The sequence below is a fragment of the Synechococcus sp. RC10B2 genome (assembly GCF_047502635.1).
The window spans coordinates 59,230-77,341 of the sequence record NZ_JANSHO010000052.1 but is presented as its reverse complement, the minus strand read 5'-3'; the positions used below and the strand labels follow the sequence as shown (position 1 = coordinate 77,341).

Annotated in this window: 13 protein-coding genes and 1 riboswitch; of the genes, 9 read left to right on the top strand and 4 right to left on the bottom strand. The window is 61.5% G+C overall.

Annotation, left to right across the window (positions count from 1 at the left end; all coding sequences use genetic code 11):
* Window positions 1-127: 127 nt before the first annotated feature.
* Window positions 128-228, top strand: a riboswitch (TPP riboswitch).
* 5 nt (window positions 229-233) lie between these two features.
* Window positions 234-1,601 carry a phosphomethylpyrimidine synthase ThiC gene (gene thiC / locus NW855_RS06305; protein WP_011428936.1) on the top strand — a complete coding sequence of 456 codons (1,368 nt, stop codon included), beginning with the start codon at window positions 234-236 and terminating at the stop codon, window positions 1,599-1,601.
* A gap of 149 nt (window positions 1,602-1,750) precedes the next feature.
* A complete protein-coding gene (locus NW855_RS06300; RefSeq protein WP_011428935.1) occupies window positions 1,751-2,143 on the top strand; it encodes a VOC family protein in 393 nt (130 codons plus the stop codon).
* 58 nt (window positions 2,144-2,201) lie between these two features.
* Here the strand turns inward: NW855_RS06300 and NW855_RS06295 are convergent, their stop codons facing one another.
* The gene (locus NW855_RS06295; protein WP_414402525.1) at window positions 2,202-3,605 is read right to left on the bottom strand and encodes a phosphoglucomutase/phosphomannomutase family protein; all 1,404 of its coding nucleotides are present in this window, start codon (window positions 3,603-3,605) and stop codon (window positions 2,202-2,204) included.
* A 451-nt stretch (window positions 3,606-4,056) separates the two neighbouring features.
* On the opposite strand from NW855_RS06295, the gene NW855_RS06290 reads away from it, so the two are divergent.
* Complete coding sequence (locus NW855_RS06290) at window positions 4,057-6,606, top strand: DNA topoisomerase (ATP-hydrolyzing) subunit A (RefSeq protein WP_011428933.1); 2,550 nt, start codon at window positions 4,057-4,059, stop codon at window positions 6,604-6,606.
* Window positions 6,607-6,643: 37 nt separating this feature from the next.
* Here the strand turns inward: NW855_RS06290 and NW855_RS06285 are convergent, their stop codons facing one another.
* Entirely contained in the window at window positions 6,644-7,129 is a 486-nt protein-coding gene (locus NW855_RS06285; protein ID WP_240527883.1) for a hypothetical protein, read from the bottom strand.
* Between the two features lie 390 nt (window positions 7,130-7,519).
* On the opposite strand from NW855_RS06285, the gene NW855_RS06280 reads away from it, so the two are divergent.
* From NW855_RS06280 to NW855_RS06270, 3 genes are all read left to right on the top strand, one after another.
* Window positions 7,520-8,395 (top strand): SDR family NAD(P)-dependent oxidoreductase, encoded by an 876-nt coding sequence (locus NW855_RS06280; protein WP_414402523.1) that lies wholly within the window; start codon window positions 7,520-7,522, stop codon window positions 8,393-8,395.
* A 125-nt stretch (window positions 8,396-8,520) separates the two neighbouring features.
* A complete protein-coding gene (gene ftsH, locus NW855_RS06275; RefSeq protein WP_414402522.1) occupies window positions 8,521-10,407 on the top strand; it encodes an ATP-dependent zinc metalloprotease FtsH in 1,887 nt (628 codons plus the stop codon).
* 103 nt (window positions 10,408-10,510) lie between these two features.
* Complete coding sequence (locus NW855_RS06270) at window positions 10,511-11,332, top strand: class I SAM-dependent methyltransferase (RefSeq protein WP_414402521.1); 822 nt, start codon at window positions 10,511-10,513, stop codon at window positions 11,330-11,332.
* Here the strand turns inward: NW855_RS06270 and NW855_RS06265 are convergent.
* Both NW855_RS06265 and dnaA read right to left on the bottom strand, forming a co-directional pair.
* On the bottom strand, window positions 11,329-11,994 hold the full coding sequence (locus NW855_RS06265) for a hypothetical protein (RefSeq protein WP_206336916.1): 666 nt from the start codon (window positions 11,992-11,994) through the stop codon (window positions 11,329-11,331). The genes NW855_RS06270 and NW855_RS06265 overlap by 4 nt on opposite strands.
* Before the next feature lie 194 nt (window positions 11,995-12,188).
* On the bottom strand, window positions 12,189-13,592 hold the full coding sequence (gene dnaA / locus NW855_RS06260) for a chromosomal replication initiator protein DnaA (protein ID WP_011428926.1): 1,404 nt from the start codon (window positions 13,590-13,592) through the stop codon (window positions 12,189-12,191).
* A 241-nt stretch (window positions 13,593-13,833) separates the two neighbouring features.
* Here dnaA and rpmH point away from each other — a divergent pair, with 241 nt between their 5' ends.
* The 3 genes from rpmH (at window position 13,834) to smc (ending at window position 18,063) form a co-directional block, all read left to right on the top strand.
* A complete protein-coding gene (gene rpmH, locus NW855_RS06255; RefSeq protein WP_011431673.1) occupies window positions 13,834-13,974 on the top strand; it encodes a 50S ribosomal protein L34 in 141 nt (46 codons plus the stop codon).
* A gap of 90 nt (window positions 13,975-14,064) precedes the next feature.
* Window positions 14,065-14,445 carry a ribonuclease P protein component gene (rnpA, locus tag NW855_RS06250; protein WP_011431672.1) on the top strand — a complete coding sequence of 127 codons (381 nt, stop codon included), beginning with the start codon at window positions 14,065-14,067 and terminating at the stop codon, window positions 14,443-14,445.
* Window positions 14,446-14,520: 75 nt separating this feature from the next.
* Window positions 14,521-18,063: a chromosome segregation protein SMC gene (smc, locus tag NW855_RS06245; RefSeq protein ID WP_414508529.1), complete on the top strand. Its 3,543-nt coding sequence runs from the start codon at window positions 14,521-14,523 to the stop codon at window positions 18,061-18,063.
* Window positions 18,064-18,112 lie beyond the last annotated feature (49 nt).

Here is an 18,112-nt window from a genome sequence, read left to right as displayed (position 1 = left end):
GGAAAGGGACTGGGGGTGAGGGGAGAGACTGGAAGGGTCAGCGGCGCGACGCGCTAGGGCATTGTCTCAAACTACTCTGATATCGATCCCAAAGTTCCAATCCAGTTCCAATTTCGGTGATAGAATCACAACACGCTAGGAGTGTCTGGGGGCTGCCCCCAGGCTGAGATTACATCCTCAGAACCTGATCTGGGTCATACCAGCGTAGGAAAGCGAGTACCGGAGTTGACACCATGCGCAGCGAATGGGTTGCCCGCCGTCGTGGGCAAGCAAATGTTACGCAAATGCACTTTGCCCGGCAGGGCGTGATTACCGAAGAGATGGACTACGTGGCTCGGCGAGAGAACCTACCGCCGGAGCTGATCCGCTCAGAAGTGGCGCGGGGCCGCATGATCATCCCTGCCAATATCAATCACACCAACCTAGAGCCCATGTGCATCGGGATCGCCTCCCGCTGCAAAGTCAATGCTAATATTGGCGCCTCCCCCAGCTCCTCTGGATTAGCCGAAGAGCTGGAAAAGCTGAAATTGGCCATTAAATACGGCGCCGATACCGTTATGGATCTGTCCACCGGCGGCGGCGACTTGGACGAAATTCGCACGGCTATTATCCAAGCTTCTCCGGTGCCCATCGGCACGGTGCCCATCTACCAAGCTCTAGAAAGTGTCCATGGCAATGTCGAAAAACTCTCGGCAGAAGATATCTTGCACATCATCGAAAAGCAGGCCCAGCAAGGGGTGGACTACATGACCATCCATGCCGGGATCCTCATCGAATATCTGCCATTGGTGCGCAACCGTCTCACAGGAATTGTCTCTCGCGGAGGTGGGATCCTGGCCCGTTGGATGTTGGCCCACCACAAGCAAAACCCGCTCTACACCCACTTCCGCGACATCATCGAGATCTTCAAGAAATACGATGTTTCTTTTAGCCTGGGCGATGCTTTGCGGCCCGGATGTCTGCACGATGCTTCTGACGAGGCCCAGATGGCGGAGTTGAAAACCCTGGGGCAGTTGACCCGCATGGCCTGGGAGCACGATGTGCAGGTGATGGTGGAAGGGCCAGGGCACGTGCCGATGGATCAAATTGAGTTTAACGTGCGCAAGCAAATGGAGGAATGCGACGAGGCTCCTTTCTACGTTTTGGGGCCGCTGGTAACCGATATTGCCGCTGGCTACGACCACATCAGCTCTGCCATTGGGGCGGCCTTGGCCGGCTGGTACGGGGCGGCGATGCTCTGCTACGTAACTCCCAAAGAACACCTGGGCTTGCCCAATGCCGAGGATGTGCGCAACGGCCTCATTGCCTACAAAATTGCCGCCCACGCTGCCGATATTGCCCGCCACCGTCCTGGGGCCAGGGATCGAGATGACGAGATGTCCAGAGCCCGCTACAACTTTGATTGGAACCGACAATTTGAGTTGTCTTTAGACCCAGAGCGGGCGCGAGAATATCACGACGAGACCTTGCCGGCAGATATCTACAAAACGGCGGAGTTTTGCTCGATGTGTGGACCGAAGTTCTGCCCCATGCAGACCAAAATGGACGCAGAAGCGTTGAGCGAGCTGGAGCGATTCTTGGCCAAGCAGCCAACAGCTTAGGCATTAGCTTGCCCTGGGCCTCGAACGAAGTTGGAATCGACCTTGGTTCCATCCCTGCTCTCGGGGGAGTGGGGAGGGGCTCTCTCTGCAAGCTATGCTGGGTTATAGAGAAACCCTTGCGGTTGTCTCTGTGGAGGAGAGAGAAGAGCATGGCACTGAAGCAACTTGGACATGTTGCCGTCCGCGTAGAAGACATCTCTAAGGCAGTAGAGTTCTACGAAAAGTTGGGGATGGTCAACGTCTGGAAGGATCCCGACTGGGCCTATATGAAAGCCGGAGACGATGGGCTGGCACTCTTGGGGCCGGGCTACCGGGCGGCAGGGCCCCACTTTGGCTTTGTCTTCAGCAGCAGGGAGGAGCTGGAGGAGCAGCATCGGCGCTTGCAAGCCGCAGGGATCCCGGTAGGGGCCATTCACAGCCATCGGGATGGCACTGCCTCCTTCTATGGCAAGGATCCCGATGGCAACCTGTTTGAGTTTCTGTACGAGCCGCCAGGCACTTTTGACCAAGCCAAGGCCAAGACAGCCGAGGCAAGTGCTTGAGCTCTGAACTGCTATCGCGCACAAGCAAGCTAGGGGCCGTGGGCGTCCTTCTGTAGCCCTAAGCAATCTTGCTGAGCAGCCCAGCTGCCCAATCGAGAAGACGGTTCACTTCTTCTGAGGTTCTGGCTTCCGAGTAGAGCCTCAGCAGAGGTTCGGTGCCGCTGCCCCGGATCATCACCCAACTGCCGTCGGCAAGGCTAAACTTGTGGCCGTCGCGATCGAAATGCTTGATTACCTTTTGCCCCAGGATCTCAAGGGGGGGATCCGTCTGTAGCTGCTGGAAGAGCCGGGTTTGTTGACCTTGATCCGCCAGGTGCAGGTCGCGGCGTAGGTAAACTGAGGTGAACCCTTCCCGTTCTTGCAAAGCTCGGTAAAGGGCGCTCAGATCTTGCCCGGTTTCGGTGACGGCTTCGATCAAGTACAGGGCAGAGAGGAGGGCATCCCGCTCGGGGATGTGGCCCAGATAGCCGATGCCGCCCGATTCTTCTCCCCCCAGCAACACCGGTGTGCTCAGCATGCGCTCGGCGATGTACTTAAAGCCCACCGGCGTTTCCGTAACTGGCAGGCCATAGCGCTCGGCCACCTTCACGAATAGCTCCGAGCCGCTGATGGTTTTGACGATCTCGCCCCGCAGGCCGCGCCGCCCCGCCAAGTGGTCGATCAAGATGGGAATGAGGATCTGCGGGCTGAGAAAATGGCCTTGCCCATCGAGGGCAGCAATGCGGTCGGCATCGCCATCGAAGACCAGACCCATCTTTAACGGGGCGGGATCCGCTGCGATGATCTGGGCAGAGGTCTGCAGGTTTTGCGGCAGCGGCTCCGGTGGGAACCCGCCAAACAAGGGATCCCGACGTGCCTGCAATTCGATCACCTTCTCCCCCAACAGGCGGCTGAGGCCCCCGGCGCCAGAGCCAAACATGACATCCACCCAGATCTTGGCCGGGGATCCTTCGAGCTTCTCCAGATCCACAAAGCGGCTGAGCTGAGCCAGGTAGCCGGGCCAGGGATCCCAGGTTTCGATGGGGGCTGGGTTGGATGCGAGAGGTTGCAGGTGGTGCAGCTCCTGCTCGATGGCGGCGGTAACCTCCGGCGGCACGGAGCCGCCAAATCCGCCTTTGACCTTGAGGCCGGAATAGTGGGGCGGGTTGTGGCTGGCGGTGATCACCAAGGCGCCGTGGCAGCCGCGCTCTTTGGCCGCCCAGCTAAAGGCCGGTGTCGGGGCCACACAGGCAGAGAGATAAACCGGGATCCCCAGCCGCGCCACCACCTCGGCAGCGTGGGCAGCAAATTTTTCTGAGAGAAAGCGGTTGTCGTAGCCGATCAGGATCCCTGCCCCAGGATAGGTGCGGGCCAGCACCTGGGCGCTGGCCTGGGCGGCAATGCCCAAGTTCTGGAAGGTAAAGCCATCGGCGATCACGGCTCGCCAGCCGTCAGTGCCAAAACGAATGGAGTTCCCGGCCATGATTGCACCCAGATCCACCCCGACTACAGAGAAGGATAGCTTGGTAGCCCTGCACTTGAGGGCAGGGCGGAAAAGCCCGTAAGCAACTTTAGTGGCTCGCCAAGAGTTGCCACCAAGGCGTACCGTTCCCAGGCGAGCACCGACCGGTGGCAAGCGTCCGAACGTCTCAGCCAACCTGCAAAGACTTCGTCCCGCTGACGCCATCAGAAGAGTAAGCAGAACCTTGGGGCTTTGCCTCGAGGAACTGTCTGGGGGCGTCTTGACAGCGCCTTTACGAGGTCGTTGTTGAACTGCGTAAGAATCCCCTGCCTTTAGGCGGTGGGAGTGTCAAATAGCACGGCGGAGCCGCCACCCCACTCCCCCGTTTCAAAAACGGCAGCGGCTGGGTGGGGTCGCAAAAGCTGCGGAAACGGCTACAGTAACCTGGAAAGCGTTCCGCTCCTAATGAGCCATGACTCAGCAACTGACTCTCGACGGACTGGGATCTGGATCGGGTGGGGGATCCCGTCTAGGGCGAGTAATCGTAACCGATTTGCAGGGGGAGATGCAGCGCTCCTACCTGGAATATGCCATGAGCGTGATCGTGGGGCGGGCCTTGCCGGATGTGCGGGATGGCCTCAAGCCGGTGCATCGCCGCATCCTCTACGCCATGCACGAGCTGGGCCTGACGCCGGATCGCCCCTACCGCAAGTGCGCGCGCGTCGTGGGGGACGTGCTGGGGAAATATCACCCCCACGGGGATCAGGCGGTCTATGACGCGCTGGTGCGCATGGCACAAGACTTTTCCAGCCGCTACCCCCTGGTGGCGGGGCACGGCAACTTCGGCTCGGTGGACGACGACCCGCCGGCGGCCATGCGCTACACGGAGTGTCGGCTGGCGGAGCTGAGCCACACAGCCCTTCTGCAGGGGATCTCCGAAGCAATTGTGGACTTTATGCCCAATTTCGACGGCTCCCAGGCGGAGCCCACCGTCCTGCCGGCCCGCCTGCCCATCTTGCTGCTCAACGGCTCTGCTGGCATTGCCGTGGGCATGGCCACCAACATCCCGCCCCACAACCTGGGGGAAGTGGTGGACGGCCTGCTGGCTTTGATCGACGAGCCCGATCTCAGCCCTGAGGAGCTGTTGCGCTGGATCCCGGGGCCGGACTTTCCCACCGGCGGCCAAATTGTCGATGGCCAGGGGATCCGCGAGGCCTACCTCACCGGCCGCGGCTCCATCACCCTGCGGGGAGTGGCCCGCTTTGAGGAGATCCAGCCGGGCAGAGGACGCCACCGCCGGCCCGCCCTGATCATCAGCGAGTTTCCCTATCAGGTGAACAAGGCTGCCTGGCTCGAGAAGGTGGCCGAGCTGGTCGCCCAAGACCGTCTCAGCGGCATCGCAGATTTGCGGGATGAGTCGGATCGCAGCGGCATGCGCGTGGTGGTGGAGCTGAAGCGGGAGGCCAACCCGCAGGCGGTTTTGCAGCAGTTGTACAAGCTCACCCCCTTGCAGAGCACCTTTGGGGTGATCCTGTTGGCCTTGGTGGAGGGAAAACCCCAGCAGCTCAGCTTGAAGCAGATTTTGCAGCACTTTTTGCAATTTCGCGAGGCCACTCTCAAGCGGATGTTTCGCGCCGAACTGCAGCAGGTACAGCGCAAAGCCGAAGAGGTGGCGGGGATGGTGCTGGCCCTGGCCGATCTGGAAGGGGTAATCGACCTGCTGCGGCAAGCGCCCGATAGCGCCACGGCCAAAGCCCAGCTGCAAACCCGCTTGGGCTGCACCTCCCAGCAGGCGGAGACGATCTTGGCCATGCCCCTGCGCCGCCTGACAACCTTGGAGCGGGAGCGCCTCTATCAAGAGCAAGCCGAGCTGCAGGCCCGCATCGCCGAGCTGCAGGGACTGCTGCAAGATCGCCGCAAGCTCTTGAATTACCTGAAAAAAGAGCTGCGACACTTGAAAAAAACCTTTGCGGATCCCCGGCGCACCCAGATTCTCTCGGCCTCGGAACTGGAAGCGGAGGCGGCCCAGATCCCCGGCGGCGAAGCCGGCGAAGACAGCCGCTTTCTGCTGCAACTCACCCGCAAAGGCTACGTGCGCCGCCTGCCTCTGCCTGGGCCTCGCTCCCGCAGCAACCCGGCGCAGCGGGAATTGGGAGAAGATACCCTGGTCAGCCTGGAATGCGTGACCCCAGAGCAGGCAATCTTGGTGCTCACCGCCAGCGGCAGGGCTTTCACCGTGCCCATCGAAGGGATCCCCCTCAGCACCGGCTCCTCGCGGGGGGTGCCTCTGGTCACCCTTCTCCCCAACCCCGAGCCGATTGTTGCCGCCTTCCCGTTGGATCCCGTTCGCGTCAGCGGTGCGGAGCACTCTCCCGGCGAGGCCAGCTTGGTGGTGCTCAGCCGGCAGGGGCGGATCAAGCGGGTGGCCTTGGCGGAGCTGGTGGGCCTCAGCCAACGGGGAGCCGCCGTCTTGAAGCTCAAAGAAGGAGACGAGCTGGGCTGGGCGGCCCTTTGGCATCCCGGCCACCAAGGCTACAGCGTTGTCCTGGCCACCTCCGGCGGGCGGGTGCTGCGGCTGGACGCCGAACAGATCCCCTTGATGGGTCGGGCAGCTATGGGATCCCCAGCTCTACGTTTGGGGCGCACAGAACAGATCGTCGGTATGGCGCTGCTGCCCCCGCAAGGGATCTTAGTTTTGGCCAGCCGGTCGGGGTATTTGAAGCGGCTACCCCTGGGCGAGATCCCCATCCTGGAGCAGGGTAAAGTGGGCGTGTCGGCCTTTCACTTCTCCAACAAAGGGGATGGCTTGGTGGGCTTGGTGGGTTTTCCCCCCGATCTGGCGGCGCACCCCCATCTGCAAGTGGATGTGATCGCGGAGTCCGAGCGGGTACACTCCTTCTCTCCTGAGGAAATTCCCCTGCAAGGCCGGTCCGGCGGCGGATCCCTGTTGGTCAAGGGGGAGCAGGTTAGGGAGTTGCGCCTGTTTTGGCCGCAGTGGCTGCCGGAGGGCGGGATTGGATAGCTCTGGAGCTTTTGGGGGAAAGCAGAAGTCTGGATCGCTAGGACAGAGAGCCATCCCCAGGCGAGGCAGAATCAGGCGGCTGGGAGCCGGGATCCGGCGCTTCGGGATGGCGGACAGGCTTAGGGAGAGTGCCACCTGACTTAAGAACCAGGCAGCGCACAGTTTGGTGCAGTTCCTCCAGCAAAATGCCGATGGCGGAGCGGAAGTCCCGGTGGTCATCCCGCATTTGCTCCAAAATGGCGCGGATGACTTCCTTACAGTCCTTCAGGATGTGCTGCTGCTGGGCGATGATCTGCACCAGCTCGCTCTGTTCCTTGAGCAACTCTCGCAAACAGGTACGCAGCTCGTCCACCTGGTTTTGCCAAAGGGCTTGCCCCTCTCGCAACTCCATGACGCTGGTGCGCAAATCGGCGGTGGCATCGCGCAGGGCTTCGCTGTGGCGCCGCTCGGCCTCCAGTTGGCGTTGCTGCTCCTGCTGCTGTTGGCGCAGCTCGGAATTGGCCCTTAGGTTGGCTTCCGCCACTCTGAGCAATCGATCCAAGCAGGCCTCGGCGAGAGCCCAGCGCTCCTCCGGCAAGGAAGATCGGCCTCGGCTAGCCCGCCTGCGGAAATATCTTACGGTCACTGCACCTCGTACCTGTGGCAAGGACATTAGACTAGGCGTACACTCGAGCGAGGGAGTTTGTCCCAGCAAGTTGTCCATCGATCATACCGCTTTTCCCAACCCCCCCTGCAATTTGGGCGCGAAAAACCGTCTGAGCAGCTTCTGGGCCGCAGGGATCCATCCATCTGGCAGAGCACCCCTTGAGTTAGAAACAGCGGCCCAGCACCGCAGCCCAAGGAGCGAGGCTGCCTCTTTCCAGGGATCCCCGAAGTCCCTCTAGGATGAAGAAAGTTTGCAGAGAGGAAAGCCATGCTTTCACTAGCCAATCAGGTGGTGCTGATTACCGGCGCTTCTGCCGGCATTGGCAAGGCCGTCGCCCTGGAAGCGGCCAAACGCGGGGCCCGCTTGGTGCTGGCGGCCCGCCGGGAGGAGCTGCTACAAAACGTCAAGGACTTGGTGGAGAAGCAGGGGACAGAAGCGCTGGTGGTGCCCACCGACATGGCCGATACAGCCCAGGTGGAGGCGCTGGCCCAAAAGGCCCTGGATCGCTTTGGCCGGGTGGACATCCTGGTGAACAACGCCGGCTACGGCCAAATGGGACCGGTGGAAGAGGTGGATGTGGCGGCGATGCGGCGGCAGTTCGAGGTGAATGTGTTTGGTCTGCACGCCCTCACCCGCGCCCTCTTGCCCCAAATGCGGGAGCGGGGCAGCGGCCGCATCCTCAACCTCAGCTCCGTGGCCGGCCAGATGTCGATGCCTTTCAGTGGGGTTTACAGCGCCACCAAGTTCGCCGTGGAGGCCCTCAGCGACGCCCTGCGGGTGGAAGTGGCCCCTTTTGGCATCAAGGTTATCGTGATCGAGCCAGGGCCGGTGGCCACCGAGTTTGGCCGCGTGGCCGAAGAGACCTTTGCTGCTGTTGTCAATCCCAACGGCCCCTACAAAGCGATCTTGGACAAGGCTGCCGAGCTGGCCAGCTCGTTCCACAAAATGGCCTGGCCGGTGGAGAAGGTGGTGGAGCCGATCCTGAGAGCCATGACGGATCCCCACCCTTCCGACCGCTACACCGCTTTTACGGGCGGCAAGCTGGCGCTGGGGCTGATGCGGTTGCTGCCCGCCCCTCTGGCCGACCAAATGTGGCGGCGCGTCTACGGCCTGGATGCCCTGGGATCCCCCAAATCGGCCTAGTCGCCGATTGCAGGGATCCCTTCCCAGCGCAATTCCGGGCATTTCGTGCGGCAGGGTTGTATCTTGGGGGAGCGACAGGTTAAGTTTGTTGAAGGACTTTTAATAACCAGGTGTTCCCCTTCCCCATGAACAAACCTCTATCTCCCCAGCGCTGGCTAATTGCCCTCATGCTGGGCTTTTGTCTCTGGCAGGGATCCGGCCTAGCTCCTGCCCACGCCGCTCTGGCCTCTGCCCTCACCTATGACCGCTTCTTGCGCTATGTCGAGGAGGGTCGCGTTACCGATGTGCGCCTCCTCGATAACAACCTGGTAGCCGAAGTGACGGCTGTTGACCCACAAACGCAGCATTCCACCCGCTACCGGGTCAACCTGCTGCCCAACACCGTGCCGCAACTGGTGGATCGCCTGACCGAGCAGGGGATCGAGGTGGCTGTAGTGCCCACCCGCGATGGCAGCGCCTTCTGGGCGATCTTGGGCAACCTGGTCATCCCGGTGCTGCTGCTGGGGGGGTTGTTCTTGTTCCTGCGCCGCGCTGGCGGAGGAGCAGGCGGTCCTGGACAGGCGATGAACTTCGGCAAGTCGCGGGCCCGCTTCCAGATGGAAGCCAAAACCGGCGTCAAGTTTGACGATGTAGCCGGGATCGAGGAGGCCAAAGAAGAGCTGCAAGAGGTGGTTACCTTCCTGAAGAAGCCGGAGCGCTTCACTGCCGTAGGGGCCAAGATCCCCAAAGGCGTGCTGTTGGTGGGGCCGCCGGGGACGGGTAAGACCCTCTTGGCCAAAGCCATTGCTGGCGAGGCGGGAGTGCCTTTTTTCAGCCTCTCTGGCTCCGAGTTCGTGGAGATGTTCGTCGGCGTGGGGGCCTCGCGGGTGCGGGATCTCTTTAAGAAGGCCAAGGAGAATGCTCCCTGCATCGTCTTCATCGACGAGATCGACGCGGTGGGCCGGCAGCGGGGAGCGGGCATTGGCGGCGGCAACGACGAGCGCGAGCAAACCCTGAACCAGTTGCTTACGGAAATGGATGGGTTTGAGGGCAACTCAGGGGTAATTGTTATTGCCGCAACCAACCGCCCGGATGTGCTGGATGCGGCGCTCCTACGGCCTGGACGCTTCGACCGCCAGATCACCGTGGATCGGCCCAGCTTCAAGGGGCGCTACGAGATCTTGCGCGTGCATGCCCGCAACAAGAAGCTGGCAGAAGAGGTCAGCCTGGAGGCCATTGCCCGCCGCACCCCTGGCTTTGCCGGCGCCGATCTGGCCAACCTGCTCAACGAGGCGGCCATCCTGGCGGCCCGCCGTCAGCACAAAGCCATCACCAACCAGGACATCGACGACGCCATCGACCGCATCACCATTGGCCTGACCAAGCCGCCGCTATTAGACGGCAAAAGCAAGCGCCTCATCGCCTACCACGAGTGCGGCCATGCTCTGTTGATGACCCTCTTGCCCCATGCGGATCCCTTGAACAAGGTAACGATCATCCCCCGTTCCGGAGGTGCCGGCGGCTTTGCCCAGCAACTGCCCAACGAGGAGCAGATCGACTCCGGCATGTACAGCCGCGCCTGGCTGTTGGATCGGGTGGTGGTCGGTTTTGGCGGTCGGGCGGCGGAGGAGATCGTCTTTGGCTACTCGGAAGTGACGACGGGGGCCAGCAACGACCTGCAGCAAAACACCAACCTGGTGCGGCAAATGGTGACCCGCTTTGGCATGTCCGAGCTGGGGCCCCTGATGTGGGATCCGCCCAACAACGAAATCTTTTTGGGCGGCGGCTGGATGAACCGCGTCGAGTACTCCGAAGATGTGGCGGCTAAGATCGATCGGCAGGTGCGGCAAATCCTGGAAAGCTGCTACCAGAAAGCCAAGCAGATCCTGCTCGAGCACCGCGCCCTGCTGGATCGTCTGGCCGACACCTTGGTGGAACGGGAAACCCTAGATGGGGACGAGTTTCGGGCCATTGTGGCAGAATACGTGCCCATCCCCGAGAAGATCGGCTTGCCCAGCCCGAAGACGGCTTGAGGGATCCCCTCTCGCTGCGGGATTGATTAACCTGGGAGGGTGGTTGTTGGGGCCGGCGCCCGGCAACTGCCCTTTTGTTTTGCGGCTGTCGTCAGGTTGTGTCATGCTCTCTTCTCTCTCTGCCTTGCCGGTTCACCTCTACTGCTGCCTGAGCTGTGGTCAGGAAGGGCTGAACCTGCCACCGGGACGTGAGCCGGGAGCCGCGGCGGATCGGGTTTACTGTCCCCGTTGCGGCCAGATCTACCCCATCACCGCCTTTGGAGCGGTGGATTTTTTGGCCGCCGCGCGGGACTTGCCGCTCACTCCCGCTCAGGCCATTGCCCATCTGCCCGGGTTTGCCTGGGGCTACGATCGCCTCTGGCGGCCTTGGGCGCTGTCGCTGTTGTCGGGGGAGCGTTTCGGCAGCGAGCGGGAAGGCCAATTGCTGGCGGAACTGGTGGGGGAGGCAGATCCCGTCTTGGATTTGGGCACGGCAGGGGGGTACTGGAGCCGCCTCCTCTTGGCCAGGGATCCGCAGCGGACGGTGATCGGCCTAGACAACGCGACGGGAGTGCTGGCGGAGGCAGCCCAGCAGGCCCAGCCCCACTGGCAGCGCTACAGCCTGGTGCGAGCCCGGGCGGAGCAGCTTCCCCTGGCCTCTGGAGCCTTTGGGGCGGTGATCAGCGGCGCCACCCTGAACGAGGTGCCGTTGGATCCCTGTCTGCGGGAAGTGGCCCGTGTTTTGAAACCGGGAGGGGTGTTTGTCTCGATGCACAGCCAGCAGGTGCAGGGATGGGGGCAGAGGGTGCAGCAGTTGCTGGAGGCGACCGGCCTTCGCTTTTTCTCCGCAGACCAGTTGCGCTGGCACTTTGCCCAGGTGGGGTTGCGCTTGGAGCGCTATCTCAGCTTCGGCTGGGTGGCTTTTGTGCAGGCAGTGCGCCTCTAGGGGATCCACTCCAGGCCAACGCCAAAGCTGGATTCCCGCGCCAAGGTGGAGTGGCGCAGGCTGTAGCGGGCAGCAAGACGAAGGGAAGGGCTAATGGCGTAGGCGGCGGTGATCTCCGCTAGGGTGGCCTGTCCTTCTTCCGGCTCCTGCGGGGCCACCCAAGTGTAGCTGCCAGTCAAGTCGGCGGCTCCGGGAGCCAGGGCCAAAACAACAAAGGCCCCATAGCTCACCCCGCTGAGGCGGCGGTTTTTTTCTTCCAAGGCTCGATAGCCCAGTTGGGGGGCCAGGTTCAAGCGGGAGCCCATAGGGGCGAGAAAGTAGCGCACCTCTGACCCGTACTGGCGGATTTCTGGGTTCTCAGAAGATTGGCGATAGTCGCCGCTGAGGGTGAGGCGATCTCCCAGGCGCAAGTCCTGCAGGCTGATTCGCCACTCAGAAGCCGACTCGAAACCCGCCTGCAAACGGGTGGGCAAGACGGGAGTATTGCGGATTTCTTCCAGGAGATTGGGCGGACTTTGCAGCCAGCGGCGCAACACGGGGCTATCCTCCACAATTTGGCTATCCAGCCCCAGATCTAAAACGCCTGAGAGCGCGGTTGGCCGCGGATCTGCTTCCTTGCGGCCCGCTTGGGTCGAATGGGCCCAGGCCGGCCATGCTGGCATCAGCCCAGCCCCAAGGAGCAGCATACCCAAGCAAAGTCCTTTGCCAGATTGCCCTACCACCTGCAACCCCCGCCCCTCCCGTCCTTAACTGTAGCTGCTTCCAATAGGAGCTTTCACGCCAGCTCGCGGGCGCCGCGGCTCTCAGCAGCGTAGGATGACACCCCAAGGACGGTTCAACAATGGCAAGGCAAAGACTAGCGGTTTCGGCTGTTGGCCATGACTCGCAGCCGCTGGGCCAGGTTTTGCAGTTGCCGCTCAAATTGCAGATTTTCCCGCTGCAACTGGCTAACTTTTTCACAGCTATAGAGAACGGTGGTGTGATCTTTCCCGCCAAAGTAATCGCCAATTTTGGGCAAGCTAAGATTGGTATGGTGACGCATCAAAAACATGGCAATTTGCCGCGCCTGGCTGATGTCCCGCTTGCGAGAGGATCCCAATAAGCTTTCTCGGTCGACGCCGAATTCTTCACAGACCACGTCAATAATCATGTCGGGCGTGATCTCCTTGGGCTCGCTGGGGGGGTTGAGAATGGGCTGAATCGTCTCCACACTCATCGGCAGGCCAGAAATGGAGACGTAGGCAACGGCACGGATGAGGGCGCCCTCCAGCTCGCGAATGTTGCTGGTGTAGGTGGTAGCAATGTATTCGATCACCTCAGGCGGTAGGATCATCCCCTCGTACTCGGCTTTTTTCTTGAGAATGGCCATGCGGGTCTCGATGTCCGGCGGCTGAATTTCCGCAATCAAGCCCATCGAAAACCGAGAACAGAGCCGCTCCTGCAGCCGAGGGATGAGGTGAGGGGAGCGGTCGGCAGCTAGCACGATCTGTTTGCCCGACTCGTGCAACGTATTAAAGGTGTGGAAAAACTCCTCTTGGGTGTACTCTTTGCCTTCGATAAATTGAATGTCGTCCACCAATAAAATATCCACATCTCGATAGTGCTCCCGGAAAGACTGCATGCTGTCTCGCCGGATGGCATCGATTAAATCGTTGGTAAAGCGCTCGGTGGACACGTAAAAGACCTTGGCCCGCGGATTCGCCTCCAGTTGGTAGTGGCCGATGGCCTGCATCAGGTGGGTTTTGCCCAGCCCTACCCCGCCGCAGAGAAACAAGGGATTGTAGGCCCGCCCAGGCTTGTCGGCCACGGCCAGAGCCGCTGCATGGGCCATGCGGTTGTTGGGGCCGACCACAAACCGCGAGAAGGAATACTTGGGGTTGAGATCCGGGGCTCGCATGGGCAGGCTGCCGCTCACCTCCAGCCCCAAGGGGGCGGAAGCAGGAAAACTGCCGGCCTTGCGGGAGGTTGAGGCCACAGCCGTTGAAGGAGCTTCTTCCTCGACCAAAGCCTGGGGAGCGACGGAAAACTCCACTTGCAAAGGGATTCCGGCCACCCGCTGCACCACCTCGGTGATGGTGGAGGCGTAGTGCTTTTGCAGCCAGCCCCGCGCCCATTCGCTAGGAGTGGAGATGGTGAGGCGGTTGTCCACCAAGGATTCAGCTCGCGCCGTCTTGATCCAAGCCTCAAAAGTTGGACGGCTGAGCTGCACCTGTAGATGCCCCAAAGCTTCGTCCCAGAGTCGATCTAGGGAGATGTCCACACCACACACCCAAAGCGACACAGCCAAAGCCCAGCAAAGACAGGGGCGCCAACCCGGTGCCTCTGCTCTCTCGACTGGGATTGTAGGATCCCCAATTTAGCTGCTCGGCGTGAGGCGGCCAATCTAGCGATTTTCCGTCGAGTCTGCTACGATAAAGCTTTGCTAATTGTCTGCCGGTGAACTGGGCTTCTCCCTCGCCAGTCGCAGCAGGCCTTGTTGACAGGATGAGTTGGTCTCCACCATGACTCAGCGTACCCTTCGTGGCACCAATCGCAGACGCATTCGCGTCTCTGGGTTTCGGGCCAGGATGCGCACGGCAAGCGGGCGGCAGGTCTTGCGGCGGCGGCGGGCCAAGGGGCGTTATCGCCTGGCGGTTTCTTAAGGGTTAGCAGAGCCGATCCCATCTCAAACTCTTGGGGTGTCGGCGTCCAAGACGGGTTGACTCCTGCCTGGGATTCCCTTTCAGTGCCCAATGCTGCCTGCTCCTTATCGCTTGCGAGATCGGCGAGCTTTCCAGGCGCTTTACCAGGCGGGGCAGCGCCGTTCCGGTGCAGGCTTGATCCTTTTGTTTCAGCCGATGCCGGCGGGGTGCGAAGGGATCCCCAGCCAGGTGGGGCTGGTGATCGGGAAAAAGGTGAGCAAATCTGCTGTCAAGCGGAATCGGCTGCGACGCCGGTTGCGAGAAATCTTGCGGCCCCTGTGCCCAAACCTGAAACCCGGATACCGGCTACTGCTCATCTCCAAGCCCAACCTGCTCACCTATAAGTGGCCAGAGCTACAGGCAGAGGTGCATCGTCTTTTGCAAAAGGCCGATCTGCTCGTCAGCCCGAGCCCAGATCCTGAGCCTTCTTAGAAGCTGGGCAGGCTGCGCTACACGTGCTAGCCTGGTGCCATCATCTGCTGCTGGCTGCGCTAGATATGGGGCGGGATGTACATCAAGCGGATCGAGCTGACCCGATTTAAGTCCTTTGGCAGCACGACCTCGCTGCCCCTGTTGCCGGGTTTTACGGTCATCTCCGGCCCCAACGGCTCCGGCAAGTCCAACATCCTGGATGGGATCCTGTTCGCGCTGGGGCTATCGTCCTCGCGGGGGATGCGGGCAGAGAGGCTTTCGGATCTGGTGCATTCTGGCAGCCTCAGCAGCAACCGGCGGGTAGAGACCCACGTCGCCGTCACCTTCGATCTGGGGCCGGGAGAAGACGGCCAGCCGAGAGAATGGAAAGTCAGCCGTCGGCTGCGGGTCAGCCCCGGCAAGGGAGAGGATCCCGATTCCCTGCCCTACACCAGCACCTTCTACATCAACGATGTGCCCTGCACCTTGAGCGAGCTGCACGAGCAACTGGAGGCGATGCACATCTACCCCAACGGCTACAACGTGGTCCTGCAGGGGGATGTTACCAGCATCATCTCCATGAACTCCAAGGAGCGGCGGCAGATCCTCGACGAATTGGCGGGGGTGGCCACCTTCGACCGCAAGATCGCCCAGGCCAACGCCAAGCTGGAGGTGGTGCGCGAACAAATTGAGCGCTTCCGGCTCATCGAGCAGGAATGGCAAGCCCAAGGAGAGCGGCTGCTCAGGGAAAGCGAAAAGGCGCAGCAGTACCAGCAGTTGCGGCTGCAGTGGCAAACGCTGGAGCGACAGCAACGGGTGTTGCTTTGGCGGCATTTGCAAGCCCAAGTGGAAGCAACCCAGGCAGCCATTCGGCAGCTTCTGGAGGCTCAGGAGCAAGCCACTGCTCAGGTGCAGACCTTGAGCGAGCAGTTACAGCAGGCGGAAGCCGCCCTGAGCGAGCTGCAAAGCCGCATCCACGCCCTCGGAGAGGAAGAATACCTGCACCTGCAAGCCCAGATCGCTGCCGCCGAAGTGCAACGGCAACAGCTCAGCCAACAGATCGCCGCCTGGCAGCAGGAAATCGAGCAAACGCAGCGCCTGCAGCAGGAGCGCCAAACCCAACAGCAGCACCTGCAGGCAGAGCTGGAACGCCTGCAAAGCCAACAGGAGCAACTGGCCCAGGCCCAGGGATCCCTGCAAGCCCAGGTGCAGAAAGCCCAAATCAGCCTAGAACAAAGCCGCGAACAACTGCGGGCCCTGGCCCAATCTGCCGAGGCCTGGGTCAAGCAGCAGCGCTACCTCACCCGCCACCTGGAAGAGATCCGCGCCGAACAAGAGCCTTTGCAACAGGAGCAAATTCGCCTGCAAGAGCGCCAACGGCAACTGGCGCGACAAGTCCAAGACACCCAAACTGAGATCGCCCAGATTGAAGAATGGCTGGGATCCCACCTGGCCCTCACCGCCGAGCTGGAACAGGCCTGCCGACAGTCGGAAGCCCAGGTGCAGGCCCTGGCGCAAGAGCTGGCGCAACTGCAAGCCAACCTGGAGCTGGATCGCGCCACCCACGAGCGGCTGGCCGCCGAGTTCCACGCCAAGCAGCGGCAACTGGACAAGTGGGAGACCCGCCGCCAACTGCTGCAAGAATCCCAGGGATCCCGCGCCACCCAGGCCATCCTGAGCGCCCGCCTGCCGGGGGTTTTGGGATTGGTGGCCCAGTTGGGGCAGGTGGATCCCCAGTATCAACTGGCGCTGGAGATTGCGGCAGGCAACCGACTGCACTTTGTGGTGGTGGAAGATGAAAGCGTCGCCGTCAGCGCGATCAACCTCTTAAAGCGGGAAAAACTGGGGCGCGCCACCTTTTTGCCCCTCAACAAATTGCAGCCCGCCCGCCCGCCCGCCCCCCTCAACTTAAACGGTCTGATCGACTACGCCATCCGCCTGGTGCACTTTGAAGAGCGCTACCGAGATGTTTTTGGCTTTGTGTTCGGCTCCACCCTGGTTTTCCAGAGCCTGGAGCTGGCCCGGCCCTACATCGGCCAGCACCGCATGGTCACCCTGGAAGGGGAGCTGCTGGAAACCTCGGGAGCCATCACTGGCGGCACCGGCCCCCAACGAGCTGGGATCCATTTTTCTGCGGGCGAACACTCGGAAGGGGAAGCCCTGCGCGCCCGCCTGGCCAATCTGGAAGCGCTGCTGGCCGCCCTCGCCCCTCGCCTCCAAGCCGCCCAAGCCCGCGAAAAACAACTGGCCCAGGCCCTGCTCCTGGCCCGCCAGGACGCCCTGCAAGCCCAGCAATACCTGGAGCGGCACCAGGCCGACTGCCAAAACCAGCAGGCCCGCCTGCAACACCTGCAGGGATCCCTGGCGCAATGGCAAAGCGAAAGCCAGCAGATCCAAGAGCGGCTGCACCAGATTCAACTCCGCTGGGATCCCTTGCAACAGCGCCTGGCCGATCTCGCCCGCAAGCTCAGCCAACTGGAGGGATCCCCGGTCAACCAGCACTGGCAGCAACTGCAGCAGGCGGTACAGCAGCAGGAGAGCCACCTGGCGGAGCTGCAACACCACCTGGCCCACCTGGAGCGACAGCAGCAGGAGAACCTCAGCCAGCAACACCTGAAGCAGGCCCAGATCCAGCACCACCAGGAGCGCCTGCAAGAGGGCGAACGGCGTCAGGCCCAACTTCAAGAGCAAATCGCCCAGGCCCAGGCCACTCTCGCCCACATCCAGCAGCACATTGCCGAGCAACGGCAACAGATGGGCCAGATCGAAGCCCGCCTCGCCCACCTGCGCCAAGAGCGGGAGCGGCAAGAATTTCAACTGCGCGCCCAACAGCAGCAGCTCCAACGCCTGGAATGGGAACGCTACCACGCCCTCACCCAACAGCAGGAAAAAGAGGCCATCCTTGCCCAACTGCAAGCCCAACTGCAAGCCGCGGCCCAAGAGCTGCCGGATCCCCTTCCCCCCCTGCCCCCCCACCTGACCCTGGACGAGCTGCAACGGCAAAAACGCAAAATCGAAGAGCAATTGCGATCCCTGGAGCCGGTGAACATGTTGGCCATCGCCGAATACGAACAGATCCAGGCCCGCCTAGGGGATCTCAGCGCCAAACTGGAAACCCTGCACCAAGAGCGCACCGAATTGTTGCTGCGCATCGAGAACTTTTCCACCCTGCGCCGCCAAGCGTTTTTGGATGCCTTCCATGCCATCAACGGCCATTTCCAGACCATCTTTGCCCAGCTTTCCGAGGGAGAGGGCTATTTAGAATTGGAGAACCCAGAGGATCCGTTGGCCGGGGGTTTGACCCTGGTGGCCCGCCCCAAAGGCAAGCCAGTGCGTCGTCTCAGCGCCATGTCGGGCGGAGAAAAATCCTTGACGGCCCTCAGCTTTATTTTTGCGTTGCAGCGCTATCGCCCCTCTAGCTTTTATGCCTTTGACGAGGTGGACATGTTTTTGGATGGGGCCAATGTAGAAAAATTGGCCGACATGATCTGGCAGCAATCCCGCCAGGCGCAATTCTTGGTGGTCAGCCTGCGCCGTCCCATGCTTGAAAAAGCGGAGCGCACCATTGGAGTGACCCAAGCTCGCGGCGCCTACACTCAAGTGATCGGCCTAGTCAACCCCACCGCTCACGTCGGCTAAAGCACCCAGCAGGCGGCAATCGCGGCGGGATCCCATCTCGCTTGCTATC

Coding starts and splice junctions, on each gene's coding strand:
- NW855_RS06290 (WP_011428933.1), top strand. CDS start 4,057: ATGACTCAGCAACTGACTCTCGACGGACTGGGATCTGGATCGGGTGGG.
- NW855_RS06265 (WP_206336916.1), bottom strand. CDS start 11,994: ATGCCAGCATGGCCGGCCTGGGCCCATTCGACCCAAGCGGGCCGCAAG.
- NW855_RS06280 (WP_414402523.1), top strand. CDS start 7,520: ATGCTTTCACTAGCCAATCAGGTGGTGCTGATTACCGGCGCTTCTGCC.
- NW855_RS06295 (WP_414402525.1), bottom strand. CDS start 3,605: ATGGCCGGGAACTCCATTCGTTTTGGCACTGACGGCTGGCGAGCCGTG.
- ftsH (WP_414402522.1), top strand. CDS start 8,521: ATGAACAAACCTCTATCTCCCCAGCGCTGGCTAATTGCCCTCATGCTG.
- NW855_RS06300 (WP_011428935.1), top strand. CDS start 1,751: ATGGCACTGAAGCAACTTGGACATGTTGCCGTCCGCGTAGAAGACATC.
- rpmH (WP_011431673.1), top strand. CDS start 13,834: ATGACTCAGCGTACCCTTCGTGGCACCAATCGCAGACGCATTCGCGTC.
- rnpA (WP_011431672.1), top strand. CDS start 14,065: ATGCTGCCTGCTCCTTATCGCTTGCGAGATCGGCGAGCTTTCCAGGCG.
- smc (WP_414508529.1), top strand. CDS start 14,521: ATGTACATCAAGCGGATCGAGCTGACCCGATTTAAGTCCTTTGGCAGC.
- NW855_RS06270 (WP_414402521.1), top strand. CDS start 10,511: ATGCTCTCTTCTCTCTCTGCCTTGCCGGTTCACCTCTACTGCTGCCTG.
- thiC (WP_011428936.1), top strand. CDS start 234: ATGCGCAGCGAATGGGTTGCCCGCCGTCGTGGGCAAGCAAATGTTACG.